This is a genomic window from Nonomuraea sp. NPDC005501 (assembly GCF_040605905.1).
In the GTDB taxonomy this organism is placed as follows: domain Bacteria; phylum Actinomycetota; class Actinomycetes; order Streptosporangiales; family Streptosporangiaceae; genus Nonomuraea.
In genome coordinates, this window is the sequence record NZ_JBEXDT010000045.1 from 47,218 (window position 1) to 65,968 (window position 18,751).

General features: G+C 70.3%; 9 protein-coding genes and 1 pseudogene. 5 read left to right on the forward strand and 5 right to left on the reverse strand.

Features of this window, described 5'->3' with window-relative positions; translation table 11 throughout:
* The first annotated feature begins 169 nt into the window (after positions 1-169).
* The 4 genes and pseudogenes from ABZS51_RS22190 to ABZS51_RS22205 form a co-directional block, all read left to right on the forward strand.
* Positions 170-3,643, forward strand: a complete 3,474-nt coding sequence (locus ABZS51_RS22190; RefSeq protein WP_355444014.1) for a LamG-like jellyroll fold domain-containing protein — start codon at positions 170-172, stop codon at positions 3,641-3,643.
* A 52-nt stretch (positions 3,644-3,695) separates the two neighbouring features.
* Positions 3,696-10,685, forward strand: a complete 6,990-nt coding sequence (locus tag ABZS51_RS22195; protein ID WP_355444017.1) for a polymorphic toxin-type HINT domain-containing protein — start codon at positions 3,696-3,698, stop codon at positions 10,683-10,685.
* On the forward strand, positions 10,678-10,938 hold the full coding sequence (locus ABZS51_RS22200) for a hypothetical protein (RefSeq protein WP_355444020.1): 261 nt from the start codon (positions 10,678-10,680) through the stop codon (positions 10,936-10,938). Before ABZS51_RS22195 ends, ABZS51_RS22200 begins: the two co-directional genes overlap by 8 nt.
* A 315-nt stretch (positions 10,939-11,253) precedes the next feature.
* Positions 11,254-11,376, forward strand: a pseudogene (locus ABZS51_RS22205) (FAD-dependent monooxygenase); the annotation flags it as partial.
* A gap of 193 nt (positions 11,377-11,569) precedes the next feature.
* Here the strand turns inward: ABZS51_RS22205 and ABZS51_RS22210 are convergent.
* Together ABZS51_RS22210 and ABZS51_RS22215 are read right to left on the reverse strand one after the other, a co-directional pair.
* Positions 11,570-12,430 carry a 1-acyl-sn-glycerol-3-phosphate acyltransferase gene (locus ABZS51_RS22210; RefSeq protein ID WP_355444042.1) on the reverse strand — a complete coding sequence of 287 codons (861 nt, stop codon included), beginning with the start codon at positions 12,428-12,430 and terminating at the stop codon, positions 11,570-11,572.
* Positions 12,431-12,630: 200 nt separating this feature from the next.
* Complete coding sequence (locus ABZS51_RS22215; RefSeq protein WP_355444023.1) at positions 12,631-13,227, reverse strand: GNAT family N-acyltransferase; 597 nt, start codon at positions 13,225-13,227, stop codon at positions 12,631-12,633.
* A gap of 530 nt (positions 13,228-13,757) precedes the next feature.
* Between ABZS51_RS22215 and fusA the strand changes: the two genes are divergently transcribed.
* Complete coding sequence (gene fusA, locus ABZS51_RS22220; RefSeq protein ID WP_355444026.1) at positions 13,758-15,815, forward strand: elongation factor G; 2,058 nt, start codon at positions 13,758-13,760, stop codon at positions 15,813-15,815.
* A 35-nt stretch (positions 15,816-15,850) separates the two neighbouring features.
* Here the strand turns inward: fusA and ABZS51_RS22225 are convergent, their stop codons facing one another.
* The 3 genes from ABZS51_RS22225 to ABZS51_RS22235 all read right to left on the reverse strand — a co-directional run bounded on the left by ABZS51_RS22225 (position 15,851) and on the right by ABZS51_RS22235 (position 18,483).
* Positions 15,851-16,831 (reverse strand): helix-turn-helix domain-containing protein, encoded by a 981-nt coding sequence (locus ABZS51_RS22225; protein ID WP_355444029.1) that lies wholly within the window; start codon positions 16,829-16,831, stop codon positions 15,851-15,853.
* Positions 16,832-16,983: 152 nt separating this feature from the next.
* Positions 16,984-17,736: a DUF427 domain-containing protein gene (locus tag ABZS51_RS22230; protein WP_355444032.1), complete on the reverse strand. Its 753-nt coding sequence runs from the start codon at positions 17,734-17,736 to the stop codon at positions 16,984-16,986.
* 219 nt (positions 17,737-17,955) lie between these two features.
* Positions 17,956-18,483, reverse strand: coding sequence for a hypothetical protein (locus ABZS51_RS22235; protein ID WP_355444035.1), 528 nt, complete (start codon positions 18,481-18,483; stop codon positions 17,956-17,958).
* Positions 18,484-18,751: the final 268 nt, after the last annotated feature.

Below are 18,751 nucleotides of genomic sequence, written 5' to 3' on the forward strand. Positions count from 1 at the left end.
AACAATTGCCCCCTCATTGGCTCATGCCGAAAATGGTCGCGTATCGAGATCATCGGCACTCTCGGGGACGTGACGTGCGTGCATGAGGGCGGAAGGCGCCCTCGCAAACGCGGCGGGAACCGACGAGTACTCCACGAACACGCGATCACGCAGACGCCCTGGAGGCTTGATGCCCCGTTCCCCCCGCGGGTTGTCCCTTGCCGCGGTCATGTCGTTACTGGCCGGTTCACTCGTGGTCGGGGGTGTCCTCACCAGCGGGGACGCCGCGGCTGCGGCGGTCATCGGCGATCCACCGGCGCAGACGGAGCAGGAGGCGCTGCAGCAGGCCCGCCGCGGTAGGCAGCGGGTGGAGGCGCTGTCCCTGCGCACGGAGAACCGCCAGGTGTTCGCCAACCCCGACGGCTCGCTCACCTCGGAGACCTCGGCCCTGCCCGAGCGGGTGCGCAGGCAAGGCGGCTGGGCCGACGTCGACACCACCCTGGCCCTCGCGCCGGACGGAAGTGTGAAGACCGTGGCCACCCCGCTGGAGCTGACGTTCTCCGGCGGCGGGACGGCCCCCCTGGCCCGGCTTGGGGAGGCCGGACGCTCTGTCGAGATGAGCTGGCCGGGAAACCTGCCGAAACCGGCGCTCAACGGGAGCACCGCGACGTACGACGAGGTGCTTCCGGGTGTCGATCTGAGGGTCACCGCGTCGGTGCTCGGCTTCTCCGAGGTGCTGGTGGTCAAGAACAAGGAGGCGGCGGCCGGCCCCGCCCTGGCCAAGATCGTCTTCGGCATGCGGGCGAACGGTCTCGCGGTGCGCAGGACGGCGACCGGCGGTCTGAGCGCGGTCAACGACCAGGGAATCGAGATGTTCCATTCGCCGGCGCCGCGCATGTGGGACTCCTCCGGATCCGCCGCCCGCTCGTCCCTGGCCACAGGTCCGGAACGCGAGGCGCGGCAGGCCGTCATGGGCGTCGAGGTGGCCCGGAACCAGCTCGCGCTCACGCCGGACCGGAGCCTGCTGAGTGCTCCCGACACCACCTACCCGGTCTACATCGATCCTCAGTGGTCAGGATCGAAGCTGCACTGGACCTACGTCGACAAGTCCTATCCGTCCGAGTCGTACTGGGATTCCAGCCACGCCCCCGAGATCGGGTACTACGGCGGCGGGGTGAAGCGGTCGTTCTTCCGGATGGACTCCGACAACGTCAACGGCAAGCACATCCTGAAGGCCACGTTCCGGATGACCCAGAACAAGTCATGGGGGTGTACCGACGACCCGCAGGCGGCGCAGCTCTGGCTGACCGGCGGGATCTCGACGTCCACGACCTGGAGCCACCAGCCGTCCTGGGCCGATCACCTGGACAGCGTCGCCTCCGACGCCGGCTACAGCTCCTCCTGCCCCGACAAGGGCATCGAGTTCGACGTCACCAGCGCGATCGTCAAAGCCGCCAGGAACGGCTGGTCGAACACGACCTTCGGGCTGCGGGACTACAACGACGACGCGGGCAGCGTGTGGGGCTGGAAGGGCTTCAGCGGCTCGCCGAAGCTTGTGATCGACTACAACACCCCGCCCGCGGCGCCGTCCGGAGTCGGCACCTACCCGGGCACGCCGTGCGTCACGGGTGCCGGCCGCCCGTCCGTGAACGCCGGTGACGCCCAGAACCCGATCAGGCTCAAGGCGAAGATCTACGACCCGGACAAGGCGAACGACGGCGTGCGCGCCGAGTTCATGATGAACCGCTACAACGCCTCCACCGGCGCGTGGGAGAGCGTCACCTCCTCACTGCCCGGGGGCGGCAAGACGGCCTACAAGTACACGACCACGGCCACCGACCACGAGATCACGCTGTCCGCTCTGGTCACGAGCGAGACCTACTCGTACAGAGTGCGGGCCTTCGACGGCACCGACGCCAGCGCGTGGAGCGCGTGGTGCGAGTTCACGGTCGACACGGTCGACCCGGCGAAGCTCCCCAAGGTCACCTCGCCTGACTATCCGGCGGGCACGCCGGACGACTGGAAGGGCGGCGTCGGCTCGGCCGGCGCGTTCACCCTCGCCCCTGGTGACGGCGAGAGCGATGTGACGCGCTTCAGGTACGCGCTCGACGATCCCGGCCTCGCCACGGCCGCGACCCAGGTGAGCGTCCCCGCCGGGCAGACCTCGGTGACCGTGCGGGTCGCGCCGCGTCATGACTGGCTGAACACGCTGTACGTCTACCCCGTCGACACGGCGGGCAACGTGGGCAAGACCCCCGCCGTCTACACCTTCTACGTCAAGGCCGGTAAGGACGCGATCGGCCAATGGCACCTGGACGAGACGTCCGGCGCCACCGCCGCCGACTCGGCCGAGAGCCCGCACCCGGTGACGCTGGCCGGTACCACCGGCTGGACGGGCGGGCGGGTGAAGGGCGCGCTGCACCTCGACGGCGCCACCGGCTACGGCACCACCAGCGACCCCGTGGTGCACACCGACAGGGGCATGTCGGTCTCCGCGTGGGTACGCCTGAACGACAACTCCAAGAACTCCACGGTGGTGAGCCAGGCCGGCAACAGGGGAGCCGGCTTCCAGCTGTACTACTCCTGGGGCTACAAGCGCTGGATCTTCAACAAGTACGACGCGGACAAGGACAACCCCGCGATCGCCCGGGCCTTCAGCGACGCCGAACCGCAGGTCGGCGTGTGGACCCACCTGGTCGGCGTCTACGACGCCCCGGCCAGGCAGCTCCGCCTCTACGTGAACGGCATCCGCCAGTCCACCCCCGCCGCCTACACCTACACGCCCTGGGACGCCACCGGCCCGCTGCAGGTCGGACGGGTCAAGGCCAACGGGACCTTCCAGGAGAACTTCGCCGGCGACATCGACGAGGTGAAGGTCTGGGACCGGATCCTGTCCGACGACCCCCGCACCGTGAACGACTCGGCACTCGGCAACGAGATCGCCGCCATGGCCAAGCAGCCGCCCGCCCAGCTCGGCCGCTGGATGTTCGACGAGGGGACGGGCACCACCGCGGCCGACTCCTCCGGCTACGCCAGGACCGCGACGCTCAAGGGGAACGCGGGCTGGTCGGGCGACGGCTTCGACGGCTCGAACGTTCTGAGCCTCAACGGCACCACGGCGTACGCGGCCACCACGTCCGCTCCGCTGCGGACCGACCACGGTTACACCGTGACGGCCCGGGTGCGCCTGACCGGCGACGACAGCTGCGCCGTGCCGGGCCAGAACATGACCATGGTCAGCCAGGACGGCGACAAGTTCAGCGGCTTCTACCTCGGCTACCGCTGGTTCCTCGACAACGGGCAGAAGGTCTACCACTGGTCGTTCGCCACGACGAGCGAGGACGCCGGCACCGAGGTGATGACGCAGACCAAGTCGGTCGACGTGGTCGACTGCATGTCGCTGAACACCTGGACACACCTGGCCGGCGTGTACGACGAGGTCGCCAAGGAGCTCCGGCTGTACGTCAACGGCCAGCTCGCCGACGTGCGGCCCTTCGCGACGGCCTGGAACGCCGGCGGCCCGCTGCAGATCGGCCGCGCGAAGTACAAGGGCGACGTCGTCGACTACTTCACCGGCGACGTGGACGACGTCCAGACCTACGCCGGGACTCTCACCGACCGGCAGATCGTCAACCTCGCCATGGGTCAGCCGCTGGACGGCTGAACAAGCCGCGTTTCCGCCCCCCTTTGCACCGACGTTCATCCGGAGGTAAGTCGTGCTCGCTTCCTGGCGAGGCTGGGTTCGGATCGCCGGACTGCTGGCGGTCGTGGTGCCCGCCACGCTGGCCGTCCCGTTGCCGGAGGCCCAGGCATCCGGCGACCCGGCGTGGCACCAGGCACAGGACCAGCATCCTGTACCCGGTCATCAGAGCAAGGCCCGTCCCGCCCCGCCGGATCCGGGGGCGGCGTTCGACCTCAAGGGCGCCCCCGCCGTCACCTGGCCACACCCGGGTACGGCGGTGGCGCGGCCGGCGCAGGCGAGCGCCGCCGCGGACAAGTCCCTGGCGGGGCGGCCGCCGAAGGTCCGGGCGGGGAGCCTCCCCGTCTGGGTCGGCCCGCCGTCCTCCACCTCCGGCAAGGCCGCCACCTCCGGGACCGCGACGGTGAAACCGTCCGGTACCCCGTCGGCGTCCTCGCCCGGGAAACCGTCCTCCGCGACCGTGGTGCCGGACGTCCAGGTGCGGGTGCTGGACGCGCGGACGGCCGAGCGGTCGCGCATCACCGGGCTCGGCATCCAGCTGACTCCCCAGGGGACGTCGGGCGACGCGTCGCACCGCGCCGCGGTCGAGGTGGACTATTCGGGCTTCCGGTACGCCTACGGCGGCGACTGGGCGTCCCGTCTGCGCCTGGTCCGGCTCCCCGCGTGCGCGGCCACCACGCCCGACCTGCCGCAATGCCAGGCCCGGACGCCGTTGCCCACCAGCAACGACGTGAAGACCGGGCGCCTGGTCGCCGACGTCGACCTGGCCGCCGCCGGCGCGACCACCCTGGCGGCCGAGGCGGGGCCGTCCGGCTCGGCGGGCACGTACGAGGCGACGTCGCTGTCGCCGTCGGCGACGTGGAACGTGAGCAACCAGAGCGGCGCCTTCTCCTGGTCCTATCCCCTGCGCCTGCCCCCGACCCCGGGCGGCCCCACCCCCAACGTCGCCTTCGTCTACTCCTCCGGCAGCATCGACGGCCGTACGGTCGCCACCAACAACCAGGCCTCCTGGATCGGCGAGGGCTTCGACTACTGGCCCGGCTTCATCGAGCGCCGCTACAAGCAGTGCGCCGACGACGACGTCACACCCAAGCGCAACGACCAGTGCTGGCGCTACAGCAACGCCACCATGTCCCTCAACGGCCAGGCCACCGAGCTGGTCCTGGACGACGCCACCGGCACCTGGCAGCCCAAGGACGACGACGGCACCAAGGTCGAGAAGCTGTCCGGCGCCGACAACGGCGACAACGACGGCGAGTACTGGCGCGTCACCACCCCCGACGGCACGCAGTACTTCTTCGGCCAGAACCACCTGCCCGGCTGGGCGAGCGGCAAGGCGGAGACCAACTCCACGTGGACCGTCCCGGTCTTCGGCGACGACTCCGGCGAGCCCTGCCACCAGGACACCTTCTCCGACTCCTGGTGCAAGCAGGCGTGGCGGTGGAACCTCGACTACGTCGTCGACCCGCACGGCACCGTCAGCACCTTCTGGTACGGCAAGGAGACCAACTACTACCGCCGCGACGTCACCACCATCACCGACGGCGTGCCGAACGGCACCCCGACGGTCTACGACCGGGGCGGCTACCTCAAGCGCATCGACTACGGGCAGCGCTCGGAGGCGATCTTCTCCTCCTCCGCGCCCGCGCGGGTCGTGTTCGACACCAAGGAGCGCTGCGACCCGACCTCGACCTTCGACTGCGCGGAGACCAAGTTCACCAAGGACAACGCCAAGTACTGGCCCGACGTCCCCTACGACCAGAACTGCGACTCCGGCGAGAAGTGCATCGACAAGTACGCGCCGACCTTCTGGACGCGCAAGCGGCTCGCCTCCGTGACCACCCAGGTCCTGGCGTCGGGCAGCACGTACAAGGACGTCGACACCTGGACGCTCCAGCAGAAGATGCGCGATCCCGGCGACGGCACCGCCGCCACGGTCTGGCTCGAGGGCATCCAGCACGCCGGCAAGGTCGGCGCCACGGCGGAGCTGCCGTCTGTGCGCTTCGCGGGCATCCAGAAGCCCAACCGTGTCGACGCCCTCGAAGGACGCCCGCCGCTCACCAAGTGGCGCATCTCCGCCATCGACAACGAGACCGGCGGCTCCCTGTCCGTCGCCTACTCCGACCCGGACTGCAAGGCCGGCGACACGCCCGAACCCGACTCCAACACCCGCCGCTGCTACCCCCAGTACTGGTCACCGGAGGGGGCGACCAGCCCGAAGCTGGACTGGTTCCACAAGTACGTCGTCACGCAGGTGCGCGCCATCGACCGTACGGGCGGCGCGCCCGACGAGGTGACCGGCTACGAGTACCTCGGCGGCGGCGCCTGGCACCACGACGACGACGACGGACTGACCAAGGAGAAGTACAAGACCTGGTCGCAGTGGCGCGGCTACGGCAAGGTGCGGGTCGTCCACGGCGAGGCCCCCGAGCAGCGCTCGCAGTCGGAGTACACCTACTTCCGCGGCATGGACGGGGACGAGAAGTCCGGCGGCGGTACGAAGGATGTCCAGGTCACCGACTCCGAGGGTGCGGCGGTGCCCGACGCCGAGCCCCTGCAGGGACGCGTCCGCGAGGAGATCCACTACGACGGGCCCGGTGGACCCGCCATGAGCGGCACCATCACCGGCTACTGGACCAGGCAGACCGCCAAGCGCGTGCGCTCGTGGGCCACGACCACCGCGCACCTGGTCGAGGTCGACAAGGTGCGCACCCGCACCGCGCTGGCGTCCGGCGGCTGGCGGTACACCGCCACCGACACCGACTACAACGCCGACGGCCTGCCCACCCAGGTCGACGACCTCGGCGACGAGTCGACCGCGAGCGACGACCAGTGCACCCGCACCGAGTACGCCCGCAACGCCGCCAAGTGGATGATCTCGTACGTCTCGCGCGTCGAGACGGTCACCAAGGCCTGCGCCGTCACGCCTGACCGGCCGGACGACGTGGCCTCCGACGTGCGCAAGTACTACGACAACCAGGCCTACGGCGCCGCGCCCACCAGGGGCGACGTCAGCAGGACCGAAAAGCTCGGATCGTGGAACGGCGGGCCGCAGTACGTCACCGTCGGCACCACCACCTTCGACGTGTACGGCAGGCCGCAGATCGTCACCGACGCCTCGGGCGGCAGGACCACCACCAAGTACACCCCGGCGACCGGCCCCGTCACCGGCACCGAGGTCACCAACGCGGCTGGTCACGTCACCAGGACCGAGGTGGAGCCCGCGTGGGGCGTCCCGACGGCCACCATCGACGTCAACCAGAAGCGCACCGACCTGACCTACGACCCTCTCGGCCGGCTCACCGGAGTCTGGCTGCCGGGACACGCCAGGTCGACGTACCCGTCCGCCCCGAACATGAAGTTCGGCTACCAGATCCGCACCGGCGGCTCGACCACGGTGTCCACCTCGACGCTTCGCAACGACGGCGTCCACTACACCACCGGCTACGCCCTCTACGACGGCATGCTGCGTCCCCGCCAGACCCAGCAGCCCGCGCCGGGCGGCGGCCGGGTCGTGGACGACACCCTCTACGACACGCGTGGCCTGGTCCACAAGACCAACGACGACTACTACACCGAAGGCGACCCGGGCAGCACGCTCTGGACTCCGGCCAGTGACGACGACGTCCCCGGACAGAACGTCACGGTCTTCAACGGCATGGAGTGGCCGACCGCGCAGATCTTCCGCAAGCGCGGCAGCGAGCAGTGGCGCACCACCACGACCTACGGCGGCGACCGCGTCAGCGTCGACCCGCCCGCCGGATCCACGCCCATCACGAAGATCACCGATGCCGACGGCCGGCTGGTCGAGCTCCGCCAGTACAAGGGCGACGGCCCGACCGGCGACTACGACGCCGTCACCTACACCTACACGCCGACCGGGCAGCCTGCGACGATCAAGGACGCGGCGGGCACCACCTGGACGTACCACTACGACCTGCGCGGCCGGCTCTCCCAGCTCGACGACCCCGACAAGGGCACCGCGAAGCTCACCTACGACGACAAGACCGACCGCCTGGTGACGACCACCGACGCGCGCGGCAAGAGCATCTTCTTCAGCTACGACGCGCTCGGCCGCAAGAGCGCCGAGTACGAGGGCACCTCGGCCAGCGGCACCAAGCTCGCGGAGTGGACCTACGACAAGCTGGCCGACGGCACGGTCGTGAACGGCCAGCCGACCGCCTCGACCCGGTATGTCAAGAACGCCACCACCGGGGCGATGGACGCCTACACCACGGCGGTCACCGGCTTCGACGACGCCTACCGGACCCTCGGCACCAAGACCACCATCCCGGCCGCCGAGGGAGGGCTGACCGGCACCTACGAGACCAGCACCGACTACAACCTCGACGGCACCGTCCACCGCACCGTGCTGCCCGCGGCCGGCGGCCTGCTGAAGGAGACGCTCCTCTACGACTACGACGAGCTCGGCAATCCCACCACCATGCGGGGACTGACCAGCTACGTCACCTCCACCTCGTACTCCAAGGTCGGCCAGCTGCTCGACATGATGATGTCGACCGGCGGCAAGCGGGTGAAGGAGACCAACTTCTACGACGAGGGCACCGGCCGGCTCACCCGCTCCCTGTACGAGCGGGAGACGTCGCCGATCTCGGTCGCGGACACCACCTACACCTACGACCAGTCCGGGAACATCACCAAGATCGCGGACAAGCCGGCCGGCCAGACGCCTGACGTGCAGTGTTTCCGCCAGGACTACCTGCAGCGCCTGGCCGAAGCATGGACGGCCACCGACGACTGCGCCTCGGACCCCTCACAGAGCGTCGTCGGCGGACCGGCACCGTACTGGCAGTCCTTCTCGTACGACATCGCCGGCAACCGTACCAAGGAGGTCGACCACCAGGCGTCCGGTGACGTCACGAAGACCTACACCTACGCCGGGGCCGGCAAGCCGCAGCCGCACACCCTGACCTCGGTCGAGTACAAGGGCGGCACCCGCGACGGGCAGATCGACAGCTATGGCTACGACCCCGCCGGCAACACCACCGAGCGCGGCTCCGGCCGTACCCTGGAGTGGGACGTCGAGGGCCACCCCGCCAAGTCCACCGACCCGTCCGGCGTCAGCACCTTCCTCTACGACGCCAACGGCGAGCGGCTGATCCGCCGCGATCCCACGTCCTCGACGCTGTACGTCGCCGGGATGGAGATCCGGCTCGACACCAGGACCGGCGCCAGGACGGCGACCCGCTACTACTCCCACGGCGGGCAGATCGTCGCCGCCCGCACCAGCAAGGGCGTCACCTGGCTCGCCTCCGACAATCACGGCACCACCGACGCCTCGGTCAGCGACGACGACACCCAGACCCCGTTACGCCGGTACTTCACCCCGTTCGGCCAGCTCCGCGGCTCACCGCCGTCGTCCTGGCCCGGCCAGAAGGGCTTCGTCGGCGGCACCATCGACGAGGCGACGTCCCTCACTCACCTCGGCGCCCGTGACTACGACGCCGAAACCGGCCGCTTCATCTCCGTCGACCCCGTCTTCGACGCCGCCGACCCGCAGAGCTGGAACGGCTACGCCTACGCCGACAACGACCCGGTCACCAAGTCCGACCCCACGGGCCTGCAACCGGACGGCCCCTGGACCGGTACCGACGGCCGTCACCACAAGGGCGCGATGGACCCTGGCGCCGGCAGCGACGGCAGCTGGCCTCATCCCAACCACCCCGGCCACTCCGGGTCCTCCGGATCGGGCGGTGGCGGCGGCTCACGGCACTGCGGCACCTGGGACTTCGGCTGCAAGGCCGGGCACTTCTGGAACCAGCACAAGGCCACCATCGTCAACGTCACCGTCACGATCGTCGTCACGATCGGCTGCGAGGCGGCGACGGCGGGGGCGGGAAGCATCGGCTGTGCGGCAGCCGGCGGAGCCGCCGGCAACCTCGCCGGCTACCTGGTCTCCACCCCACGTGACCAGTGGAGCCTGGGCGGCGCCTTCAACGCGGCGGCGGTAGGAGCCGTCACAGGTGCAGCGGGCGGATTCCTCGGCAAGGCCGCATCGGCGGTACTCGGCAAGGTCGCGAGCACGGCAGCAGGCAAGGCCGTCACGGGCGCCGTGGCCAAGGCGGCAGGCAAGGCGAGATCCGCGCTGGGCAAGATGGGCGGCGCCGCAGAAGACGCGGCCGGAGCGGAAGGCGCGGCCGCCAGAGCCGGTGGAAGCAAGGCCGGACGCCCGCATGCGTCGTCCGGATCTCGTGGGGGCTGTACCGGCAACAGCTTCGTCGCCGGTACGAAGGTCCAGTTGGCCGACGGCACGTTCAAGGCCATCGAGAAGATCAAGCCCGGAGAGAAGGTCCTGGCGACAGATTCTCACACGGGTAGGACCGCGCCGAAGCTCGTCGTCGCCGCCTTCTCGGGCGTCGGCTACCTCAACCTCGTCCAGATCACCGTCGACACCGACGGCAAGAAGGGCGACGAGACCGGCGTCATCCTCGCCACCGAACACCACCTGTTCTGGGACGCCGAGGACCACCAGTGGGTCCGCGCCGACCACCTGACGAGCGCCGATCACCTCCGCACCCCGGCCGGCGCCACCGTCCAGGTCGTCAGCACCACGAAGCAGCGGAACCATCCCACGGTCTACGACCTCACCGTCGCCGATGCACACACGTACTATGTCCTCGCGGGGCAGAAGCCGATTCTGGTCCACAACTGTAAGACCATCAATCCCAAGGCGGTGAAGTTCTCGCAGCGTGGCGTGTCCGCACGCTTCAAAAATGGCAATTCCATCCAGGATACGGTGGATGGAATCAAGGCAGGGGAAATTGATCCGAACGGCTTTCCACCAATTCGACTGGTTGAACGAGACGGGGATCTCTATACGTTGGACAACCGTAGATTGGTAACCTTCCAGAAGGCTGATTTGGACGAGATCCCGTATGTCATGGCAACTCCTGAGGAGGCCGCGAGAGAGGCGTGGAAGTTCGATGGGAACGGGACATCAATCCGGATTCGAGGCACAGGGGAGACCTGGGAACCGAATGGCTAGTCCGATCGAGGCCGCGATGGCGGTGACAACACGTGAAGAGCTGGTCGCCTATCTGGCTAATCTCGCGGAAAAAAGCCGCGAAGGAGAAATTCCAGTCGAGAATGTTCAGACCTGCGACTTCATCGAGGCGTCATCGGCCTGGCTGGAAGGACTGGACACATTTCTTCTTCGCCACACCGGACAGTCTGCTCCAAGCTCTCCGAGCTGGGCCACGATCGCGATGATTTTCTCGGCTGGGCTGGTGTACGAGTGAAGTTGATGCTCCATGACCGTGCCTGGAGGAGGAAGTCCTAAGTCGGGTCAATGGTCGTAGGCGATCAGGGAGCGGGTGTGTGATTGCGGTTGCGATAGGACGGGCGCAGCAATCGCACCCCGCGCTCGGCCAGGAAGGCGTCGAGTTCGGCGAGACATAGCTCTTGTAGGCGACGATGATCGGGGCGCGACGCTCGATCAGGAGGTTCGAGTCATGTTCGGTGATGGCCATCAGGACTTGACGTTCGTCTTTGCTCGAGGTGGCCAGGCCCATGTGATGGGCAGGGTGCAGATCAGGTCAGTCGACGCGGCGCACATGCACCTCCCCGCTCGCGGCGTGGGGCTCAAGGTGGGCGTCCAGGACACGATGAACCTCGGCTGGCGGCTGGCCTCAGTCGTCCAGAGCGCGCCGCGGAGTGCGTGCTCGACGGCTACCGCGCGAGCGCCATCCCATGGGCGTGGCCTTGCTGGAGAGCAGCAGCGCACAGACGGGGCTGATCACTGCGTTTGCTCCGGGAGCAAACGCCGCGGGCGCTGCTCGGCAAGCTGGTCGAGGCGCACCTGGGGCTCTTTGGCCCTCGCCGCCAAGCTGGGCACGCAGGATGTCACCTACTGCACCACACCCAGCCGAACTACCCATGATCGTGAAGTTCGAGCACGTTGGCGCGTATCCGGCTCTCGGCGATCCTCGCCAGCGCCGTGCGGGCCTGCGGCCGGCTGGCCGTGGGTGCGGTGGGCCGTACGGGGGCGAAGAGCGTGACCTCCACGGTCAGGTCCCGGGTGGCGGCCACCCGGACGATGGAGGCGAGCAGCGAGTCGTCCCCGACGTAGCAGGCACGGGTCGAGGTCGCCGGCCCTTCGCGGTAGCGGAGCACGGCCGGGCGGACCGGGGCGCCCGCGTCCACGGCCGCCTGGAAGACGGCCGGGCGGAACCGGCCCATCCCTCGTCCGCACCACGTGGTGCCCTCGGGGAAGGCGACCACGGTGTCGCCCGCCCTGAGGGCGTCGGCGACCGCGGCGACGGCCGATGGCAGCGCGGACAGGCGCTCTCTGTCGATGAACAGTGCGCCCGCGCCGGCGGCCAGTGTGCGGATGAAAGGCCATTCGCCGATCTCGCGCTTGGCGAGCGGCCGCGAGGGCACCGTGGCCGCGAGGACGAGTGGGTCGAGCCAGGACACGTGGTTCGCCACGACCAGAGCCCCTGTCCCCGATGCCGCACCTCCGCCCGGCCTCGCCCGGCTATCCGAAGCCGCGCTCCTCTCCGAGGACGTACCGGCGTCCGGCGCCGTGCCACTTGCCGACGCCGCCACCTCGAGGCGGATGCCGAGTGCGCGCATGAGCAGTCGCGCCCAGGCCATCGTGAGCTCCGTCCGCCACGTCGCCCGTATCCGCCCCAACAGGGACATCGGCACCCCGGCGAGCAGCACCAGGAACGCCGCGACCAGCCGGACCGTGAGCTGGACGGGCCCGGCGGCGGCGAGTGCGGCGTCCACGCACGCGGCCGTGGTGCAAGGGCCGAGCGGGCGCCACGGGTCCGGCGCCTTAAGAGAGAGTGACGCCTCGGGCGCGACGGCGCTCACAGCGTCTCCCCGAGGAAGTACCGCAGGTAGCGCATGTTCACGTTCGCCATCGACAGCAGCACGAAGAAGTCCGCGGTGCCGAAGTCCCGGTCGTGCGCGGGCGCCCCGCACACCTACGACCCCAGCCGCAGATAGCCGCGCAGGAGGGCGGGCGGTACGAAGCGGTCGGAAGGGGCCGCATCATGGGACAGCCACGGCGTGTGCGGCGTGACCCGGTACTCCTTCGGCCCGAGCGGGACCCGCTCCATCACGGCGGCGGCCAGTGTGCCCCCATCGTCCAAAGGCACCGAGCAGCAGCCCGCCAGCCATTGGTGGCCGCCGGAGAGCATGTACCGGGCGATGCCCGCCCACATCAGGGCGACCACCGCGCCGCCCCGGTCGGGGTGGACGCAGGTGCGGCCCGCCTCCACCAGGCCCTTCCTGAGCGGGGCGAGGTTGGTCAGGTCGAACTCGCCGTCGGAGTAGAGCCGGTCGGTACGCCACGGGGGAAGGAGCCGGTAGGTGCCGACGACTTGACTGCCGTCGCGTACGAGGAGGTGGTCGCAGTAGGCGTCGAACCGGTCCACGTCGAGGCCGGAGAGCGGGCTGTCGAGCCGCGCCCCCATCTCCCCGGCGAAGACCTCGTGGCGGAGCCGCTGAGCGGCCTGCACGTCGGCGGCGCTGGTGGCCATGCCGACCGTGTACCGCCCGGTGTCCAGAGTGATCGTCATGGGCGCGTCCTTCCATCAGGTCCAGCGAGGGGACTGCTGGGTTTACCGGCAGGGGAATCGCTTCCCTGATATGGTTCGTGTGTTCGAAACGGGCAGGGCTTGTCCGTCGCCTACCTCAATCGAGGGAAGCGAGAAGCCGCTCCCCTCGGGGAACGGAGGAGTCACGAAAGCGTCTCGCGCCTATGTCGACATGCCGAAACGACGGGTGTGTCTCTCATCGGGGGCAGTCAGGCGACCGCGTGGTGAACCTCGCACACGGCCGCAACAAATCGCTTTCTTCGCTCTCTCGCCCTTCGCTACACTCGCCACTGATCATCGACGAGGGGAAGGAGAACGGCCGTGCGCCACAGCACCGCTGCCGTCGTCCCCCCGTCGCGCCACGAGGTGATCCTGGTGTCTCCGTCGCCCCGGTGCCGGCTGCGCGGCCGCCACTGGACGACGCCCTGACGAGTACCTGACCCGCCACCCGAGGCCGGCTCGTCCGGGAAATCGCGCTGTCCCCTTTTTTCTGGACCGAAAGGTCATGGGCTGTGCGTGCTCACCTCTCGAAACAAGAACAGGCCACCCTGCCGGCCGTCGTACGCAATCTCGGCATCCTCGCCCACGTCGACGCCGGTAAGACCACCGTCACCGAGCGGATGCTGTACCTGGCCGGCGCCACGTACAAGCGCGGCGAGGTGCACGACGGCACGACCGTCACCGACTTCGACTCCCAGGAACGCGACCGCGGCATCACGATCTTCGCCGCCGCGGTGAGCTGCGTCTGGGACGGGCACCGCGTCAACCTGATCGACACCCCCGGCCACGTCGACTTCTCCGACGAGGTGGAGCGCTCGCTGCGGGTGCTCGACGGCGCGATCGCGGTGTTCGACGCCGTCGCGGGCGTCGAGCCGCAGAGTGAGTCGGTGTGGCGGCGGGCCGACCGGTACGGCGTGCCGCGCGTCGCGTTCGTCAACAAGCTGGACCGGGCCGGCGCCGACCTGGACGCCGCCGTCGAGTCGATCCGCCGCCGGCTGCACAAAGCCCCCCTGGTGGTCCAGCTGCCGATCGGGCAGGAGGACCGCTTCGCCGGCGTCGTCGACCTGGTCAGGATGCGCGCGCTCGTCTGGGAGACCGACACCTGCCAGGAAGGACCGGTGCCGGAGGACCTGCTGGACGAGGCTCGGCGGCGGCGCAGGCTGCTCGAGGAGTCGGTGGCGGAGCTGCACGCGGACGCGCTGGAGGAGTTCTGCGCGCTGCCGTCGATCTCCGACCGGACGCTGGCCGCCGCGCTGCGCGACCTGACCGCGAGCGGTGCGGGCCTGGTGGTGCTGTGCGGGTCGGCGTACCGCAACCGCGGGATCGAGCCGCTGCTCGACGCCGTGGTGGCGTACCTGCCGTCGCCGCTGGACGTGCCTCCGGTGCGAGGCGTGGACGGCGCGGAACGGGCCGCCGACCCGGAGGCGCCGCTGGCCGCGCTGGCGTTCAAGGTGAGCTCGACCGCCACCGGGCGGCTGACGTACCTGCGGGTCTACTCGGGAACGATGCGGAAGGGGGACCTGGTGCTGGACACCGGCACGGGCCGCACCGAGCGCGTCAGCCGCATCCTGCGGGTGCAGGCCGACCGGCACACCGAGGTGGACCGGGCGGTGGCCGGGGACATCGTCGCGGTGGTCGGGCTGAAGTCGGCCCGCACCGGGAGCACCCTGTGCGCGCCCGAGGCTCCGCTGGTGCTCGAACCGCCGAGCGCGGCGGACCCGGTGGTGTCCGTGGCGATCGAGGCCCGCCGGAGCGTGGACGCCGACCGGCTGGCCTCGGCGCTGGCGCGGCTGGCCGAGGAGGATCCGTCGCTGGCGGTCCGTACGGACGCCGAGACCGGGCAGACGCTGCTGTCCGGGATGGGCGAGCTGCACCTGGAGGTCGCGGCGGAGAAGCTCCGGCGCGACCACGGGCTGGACGTCGCCGTGGGCCGTCCGCAGGTGGCGCTGCGGGAGACGGTGACGCTCGGCGTGGCCGGGCTGCTGTACCGGCACGTCAAGCAGGACGGCGGCGCGGGGCAGTTCGCCCACGTCGTGCTGGACGTGGAGCCGCTGGACGGGGAGCCGCCGGACGGCGAGCCGGGCAGTGAGGGCTTCGAGTTCCGCTCGACCGTGGTCGGCGGCCGTGTGCCGCGCGAGTACGTGCGGGCGGTGGAGGCCGGCTGCCGGGACGCCCTGGCTGACGGACCGCTCGGGGGCCACCCGGTGACCGGCCTGCGGGTCACGCTGACCGACGGGGCCACCCATCCGAAGGACTCGTCGGACCTGGCGTTCCGCACAGCCGGGCGGCTCGCGCTGCGCGAGGCGCTACGGGCCTGCGCGGTGGAGTTGCTCGAGCCGGTGGTGGAGGTCACGGTCACCGTGCCCGACGATACGGCAGGCGGCGTGCTGGGCGACCTGGCAGCCCGGCGCGGCCGGATCTCGGGATCGTCGGCGCGGGCCGGCACGGTGGTGATCACCGCCGTGGTCCCGCTGGCCGAGGTGTTCGGGTACGCGACCCGGCTGCGTAGCCGTACGCAGGGCCGCGGCACGTTCACCACCAGGCCGGCCGGTTACGCCCCGGCACGATAGAGGACGGCCCCGCCCGCGCGGGCGGGGCCGTCCCCTCAGGAGAACGACCGGCCGTTGAGCAACGCCCTGCCGAGAGCGGTGATGTGATGGAAGACGGTGTTGCCGTCACGCCTGGAATCGACGAGGCCGGCATTGCGCAACACCGCCGCGTGGCGGCTCGCCATGGCCAGCGAGATGCCCAGGCGCTGGGCCAGCTCCGTCGTGGTCATGGGCCGGGCGACCTGCTCCAGGACGTACGCGCGGGTCCGGCCGAGCAGAGCCACGACCGGTTCGTGTTCCGGCGCGTCGTCCGCTCGCACGCGCGGGAGCCAGCCGACGGGCGGCTGTACGGGAAAGCACAGCAGAGGCGGCAGATCGGTGTCCCGCAACGTGATCGGGTGGCGGCGGCAGAACGCCGACGGCAGGAGAACGATCCCGCGCCCCTCAAGGTGCACGTCGTGCTCCACATAGTCGAGCACGCAGAGGACCGGTGGCTCCCACACCACGTCCGGATGAAGTTCGTTCAGCAGGCGATCGACGCCGCCGTCGGCGAGCGCCTGCAGCCGCCGGGCGTGGTCAGCCTGCAGGTGCGGGCGCAGCATGCGTTTGTACGGGGCTATTCCGGCATGGTGGTACTCGGTGATGGCATTGCCCAACCGGCGGAGCATCGGAGCTCCTCCGTCCAGCAGCGCCCTGATCGACGCGGAATTCGGTTGCTTGTCATTGAAATAGCTCAGCTCTTCGCGGAACCGTGGTGTGGGGGTGGAAAGCAGCCAATCCAGTTGCTCCTCCAGCGGGTCGCCCCCGCGCCCCGGGGTCAGGAAGTCCGGTGAATATCCTTGAGGCGGCGTCAACGACAGCAGCAGGCGCATATCGGTGACTTTCACCTGCCGCGTCCGCCGCCACCACTCGCCATAAGTCAGCTCCCTGCCTTCCTGCAGCACATGGAGGCTCAGCAACACGTCCCACAACGGGTCCGTGTCCTCGGCCAAGGTAATACGCCGCAGGTCCTCGCTGGTGAAGTGGATGCGCAACACTTCCTGCCCCCTGTCCCGTCTGTGCAGACCTCATCGTCCTTCGACTACCGACGGGACAGAATGGTTGGGCGTTGCCGGGGCCGGCCCATCCGCAGGCGTGCCTGAGCCGCCCGCCCGTCGTCCGGCGGGAGGGCGGGCGGGCGCGGTCGTGGTCAGCGCTTCGGTCCCTTGCTGAACGGGGTGACCGGGCGGTCCTGCTTGACGCCGTCGACGGCGATGTCCACGGCCTCGTTGTAGAAGGCCACGTACCCCCGGATCGGCGAGGCCGCGGGCACGGGGTCGGGGTAGGACCAGGCGATGTCGGGCGGCGCGCCCCCGCCCTTGAGCGACCAGTAGGAGGCCAGCCCCTTGTACGGGCACCGCGTCCGCGTCGCCGTCGCCTCCAGCAGATCGAACCGCACGTCGCCGGGCGGGATGTAGTAGCGGGTCACCAGTCCGGTCTCGAACAGCAGCACCGGGCTGCGCGTCTCCGCGACCACCCGCCCGCCGATCTCGACCACGACGTGCCGGGAGCTGGGAATGGGGTCCACCCGCTTGTACGGGTCCCGCGGGTGCACGAAGATCTCCTCGTCCTCCTCGTACCAGTGGTCGAGCACCACCTCCGGATGCCCGAACCACGCGAAGGCGATGTGGCCGGGCAGCTCGGGATAACGCCAGGCGGCGTTGCGCACGAGGGCGTCCCCGACCGCGAGGTCATAGAAGGTGCGAGCGTCACCCGGCGGTTCGCCCGCGGCGCGCAGCAGGTCGGTGCGCACGTCACCGGCCGGGAAGGCGTAGCGGGGCGTCGGCCGGTCCGGCTCCCAGACGAGCACGGGAACGCGGCTGTCGACGACCACGACGTCGCCGCGGACGCCGCGCACCCAGCGCTCGCTCGGCTCCCAGGTGAAGGCTCCGGACGCGGGCATGGTCAGACCTCCGTCGGCTCGGCGACGCACCAGGGAGCTTCCCACATTCAGGTAGGGACAGTCGGATGTCAACTGCACGCCCGTACACCCGTACCGGCGCGGCGAAACGGGGCAGGGTCCCGGTGTCGGCCACACCGTCATGCATTGCCCTCGCGGGCCGGACCGTGGGAGCGACGGAGGCGGGCCATCGCCGCTACCGTGCCGCCTTCCTGCTCGCCCTCATCGGCGGGCGCGCGCGGCGGGAAGGGTGGCCACGGCCAGCACGGCCGCCAGGGGCAGCACCGTCACCAGGTACGCCGCCCGCAGGTCGAGCGCGGCCCCCAGCGCGGCGAGCACCGCGGGCGCGGCCAGGATCGCCGTGCCGGAGGCGAGTGCTCCGTACGCCGACGACCGCGCCACCGTGAGCCCCGGCACCTGGACCAGCCGCGCCAGCGTCACCGGGTAGAACGGCGCGATGCCCAGGCCGGCCACCACGAGCCCCGCCGCGACCGGCAGGGGCGCGTCGGTGAGGGAGACCGCGAGCGTCCCGGCCGCCGTGAGGCCGCACCCCAGGGGGACGACCGGCAGGTCGCGGGCGAGCAGCCGCGGCGCCACCAGCCGACCGGCGGCCATCCCCACCAGGAACGCGGTGGCCGCCGCGGCGGCGGTCCCCGGGGCCAGCCCGGTGACCTGCAGCCGGGCCGTGCCCCAGATCGTGAAACAGAACTCCATGGACACGGCCACCACGATCACGGCCCACGCCTTCACCACCCGCCCCCGCCCCGGCGCGACAGACTCCGCGCCACCCGCTCCACCGCCCGGCCTGCCGGCCGGCTCGCCGCCTGACCCGCGGGTCGAAGGCCCGCCGCCGGCCGTGGTGTCACGTCGCGGGCCGGGCGCGTCACGGGGCGGCCGTCCACGTCTCCAGGCGTCGGCCGCGATACCGCACGACGCTCAGCATGGACCCGCGCTTCGTGGCCGGCGACCCCGCCGCCTGGTGCAGCGACTTCGGCTACGCCCTGAACCGGGCCGCCGT

Bases quoted from the DNA above. Each gene is read 5' to 3' on its own strand.
- ABZS51_RS22190 (WP_355444014.1), top strand. From the start codon at position 170: ATGCCCCGTTCCCCCCGCGGGTTGTCCCTTGCCGCGGTCATGTCGTTA.
- ABZS51_RS22200 (WP_355444020.1), top strand. From the start codon at position 10,678: ATGGCTAGTCCGATCGAGGCCGCGATGGCGGTGACAACACGTGAAGAG.
- ABZS51_RS22230 (WP_355444032.1), bottom strand. From the start codon at position 17,736: ATGCCCGCGTCCGGAGCCTTCACCTGGGAGCCGAGCGAGCGCTGGGTG.
- ABZS51_RS22215 (WP_355444023.1), bottom strand. From the start codon at position 13,227: ATGACGATCACTCTGGACACCGGGCGGTACACGGTCGGCATGGCCACC.